Origin of the sequence: Enterococcus sp. RTP21361st1_A6_RTP21361_211029 (assembly GCF_040910045.1) — a bacterium.
Classification (GTDB): Bacteria; Bacillota; Bacilli; order Lactobacillales; family Enterococcaceae; genus Enterococcus_D; species Enterococcus_D gallinarum.
In genome coordinates this window covers 1-3,401 of sequence record NZ_JBDGBK010000154.1, presented here as the reverse complement: position 1 = coordinate 3,401, position 3,401 = coordinate 1, and the positions used below count along the sequence as shown (strand labels likewise).

Below are 3,401 nucleotides of genomic sequence, written 5' to 3'. Positions count from 1 at the left end.
TCCTCAGCAAAGTTTGTCATCTATAGATGACAAAACAGCTCTTTTATAATCGGCGTCCAAGCTATAGTGCGATTATAAAAGCGAGGGTTATCACAAGAAGTTGAGAACTCTCAACGTCTGGCAAACTCATCAGACGAATAACTGTAAGAGAGACTCATTATGAGCGCTCTCAGACGTGTGCTTCTTAGAGCTTTCATGCCATTGTTGGTATGGTCCGTCTCTAAAAACCTACGTTTGCTGGTAATGCGCTCAGTACTGGCAGGAGTGAGTCAAGTTAGTTGACTTTGTCAAGACACATGACTGCCATAGCAAGTGGACGCAATAATTCAGTCAAAAGAAAGGGGTGATTCATTGAAGAACAACGTGAGACTAAACCGTAAGCGGAAAGGTCTTACGGTGTCTTCGTCATAAAAAACACAACTGGACTCAGATTAGACAAGACGCTGAAGCCAAGGCTATTCACCTTAAAAAGCCAAGCGAAAGCGTCTATCCAGATTCTATACACAATCTGCAGACGTAGATTAGCGGACGGAGAGTGTTAATGCAGCTCCTGCTTATGCCAATGTTCTATGCCTGTCACATTGTAAATGGCAATCGATGCAGCATGGAATGGAGGTTTTATGCAAGAACAAAAAGAAAACACACTTCATCGTTTTACCCCAAGATGGTGGGAAATTCTGGCATACGCATTGATGATTGCACTTGCAGTGATTCTCAGTGCAATGCAATTCCCTAAATGGGTAGTAGTACCACTTGTTTTAGCGATCATATTGGTTCGGGTCGCTCGAATACATCTCACAAAAAGAAAGCAAGGTTCATGATGTTGTTGTTTAAGATTGCTGGCACATTGGGCGTAAGCACAGCTGTAGCCACGAGTATAGTGAGTATCATTCTGACTGGATCTACACTAGTCACAATAATCCTCGCAATTACTACGATTCTTAGCGGTGGTGTAGATGCAATTCTAACCATGGGTTGGTCAGCCTTTGTTGCGACAGTCAAAAAGATTGTCGCCGAACGAGGTGCTGCTGCAGCAGCCGCTTGGTAATCAATGACCAACACCTGTAAATGTCGATAGGCGTCAAGAATTCTTTTTGGGCAAGCTACTGGAGGGTTCCATTGGGCAATCCCCAGTAGCTTTTCGATAGGCGGTAACGTTGAATGAATTGAAGCAAACAATTCTAATTGCAAAAATGACAATGGTTAATAAACGTCGTTTTCTCATGTCAATGACTCGTAATAATTTGGGGATTATATTATTGACGATAGTTAGAACGATCTTTCGATTCGTTGTAACGATAATCTTCTTTCATCTCGCAACATCGCGCTTTGACAGGGTGTATATACCATTTTTTGTAATAATGCTCTTGCTGATTATGACGATACAAGTAAGTAGCCCTTTGCTGTTTTCAACATCGGACTATTTTAAAACTATCGATTATCAATACTGGGCCGCACAATCTATCTCGCCATCTCGGCTGCTTTCTACTATAATTGATGCTCGAATACTTGAAACTACCATCGACAGCCTTGGTTTCACACTCGGGGTAGTGTTCGTCCTCGCACCAACATTCAAACTCACAACTATTTTTCTTATTGTATTTGTCAATCTTCTAGTAATGATGGGAACATACTATAGATTCTTCCATAAATTCCTTCCATTGGGGACAAGAGCGATTTTAGCATACGCTTTTTCTGCATGCTGTTTTTCGATTATAGCTTACTTTTTCTTTGATTTCCTATATAAATTGATTTCATATACTAAGATGTCCGTTTATAGCTACGGAGTCGGATCTACATTTGTAGCGAAAACAAACGACGACATTAACTCTATAATTGCGACTATCAGTCATAGCATTTCACGGCATATTGATGAGTTCAACCATATTAGTCCGATCCTTTACCTCACCATTATCCTCGTAGCATCTGTCGGAGTGTATATATTTAGACGAATACTAATTACAACACAAACCCTAAGAACAGATGCTGACATTGTAATACGGTCGAATTATGTCCGCAACTACGAAAAGACAGTGCTTAATTTTACAAATTTCTCAACTTTTTACAAAAGTCTAGAACGACGATACAAACCGGACTGTGGACACTCTCGACTGCAGATCTTTATACCGTTTGAATTTTGGATCTTTGTTTCAGTCAATTTTATAACTGCTCACTATGTATATAATAGCTGGGCTTTAGCGACTATTGCTTTTTTAGAAATCTTCTTGATGAGCACTGCTTTGACACGCTCAATAACCGGACATTACAAAGATATCTTCGAATTCGGTTTTGAACTCAAGTCGCTTAGATTGATGAAAATACTTTCGCCCTCCCTAATGGATTCGCTCTTTAAGGCAAAAAATAAACATCTGTTTTTACAGGTTGCAACACTTGGCACTGTCTATTCGGCAGCACTATTAATACAGATATCCCTACTAAAGGGACAGGTATATCTCTGGAGTCTGTTAATCCTCCTTTCCATACCGCTCGCCCTAGTAGCCTCTATCTGGACATTGCGCCCTACTTATGACGCTTTCCGCACTGTCACGAAGATGAACAGCTCACTTATGCTTGATTTTCATAAAATAGAAATGAGAGATATTTCTGGTGTTAGTGTTTTCTCGAAGATTACACAGACTCCATCAAGACTTATTATTTTCTTTACTCTTCTCGCAACAATACTAGGCGCATCTTTTAGTTTAATTCATGGAGATATTTGGAAAACGGTCTTTATCGTCATTTCTTTTGCCCTAACATTTTCTCTCACTCTCGGATGTGTTGGAACCTTCATAGAGTGTTTTAACTTAAACACAAACTTACGCTCAATAATTTGTTCTAGAGTCGCTTTCACCATAGTCATTGTACTTGCGCTTATTGTAAGCTTTATTACGGGTACCATTCATGGCATTGGACTCCCTCAGACCATGAACCCGGTTCATCTCGATTTCATGGAGTTATTGAAGCATAATTATACAGTTTTACTGATTACTATTGTGCTTGGTTTAACAACGCTAGGAGTCGGAGGATTGGTTCTTCCTTGCTATACCATGTTTAATTTAGGACTTATTACACCCGGTATTGTGGCAAACTATGGATGGAGTCCACTAATTACGGGTATTGCTCCTCATGCGCTCTTTGAGATATCAAGCTTTATTATTGGCATCCTTGTCTCCTTTGAAGTACATAGACTACTTCTTCGTCTCCAACTAGGTTTGCCATTTAATATGAAAAAGATCATTTCAACAGATATTGCTCTAATAGCCATGTCTTTTATTTTAATGATGCTTGCTGCTTTTATAGAATCTGGAGTTTCATATGTCTGAACTTTTGATAATTCAAGATTTAAACTTCTCCTACGACGACCATGTTGTTCTGCAAAATCTCAATTTATCAATTGACGC

The 3,401-nt window shown here is 39.5% G+C and carries 3 protein-coding genes; all 3 read left to right on the top strand.

From position 1 onward, the window contains the following. The first annotated feature begins 620 nt into the window (after window positions 1-620). The gene (locus tag AB5Z52_RS16280; RefSeq protein WP_368267027.1) at window positions 621-821 is read left to right on the top strand and encodes a hypothetical protein; all 201 of its coding nucleotides are present in this window, start codon (window positions 621-623) and stop codon (window positions 819-821) included. Then, window positions 818-1,048 (top strand): uberolysin/carnocyclin family circular bacteriocin, encoded by a 231-nt coding sequence (locus tag AB5Z52_RS16275; protein ID WP_368267025.1) that lies wholly within the window; start codon window positions 818-820, stop codon window positions 1,046-1,048. Before AB5Z52_RS16280 ends, AB5Z52_RS16275 begins: the two co-directional genes overlap by 4 nt. A gap of 1,180 nt (window positions 1,049-2,228) precedes the next feature. Next, a complete protein-coding gene (locus tag AB5Z52_RS16270; protein ID WP_243822024.1) occupies window positions 2,229-3,323 on the top strand; it encodes a stage II sporulation protein M in 1,095 nt (364 codons plus the stop codon). The last annotated feature ends 78 nt before the right edge of the window (window positions 3,324-3,401 follow it).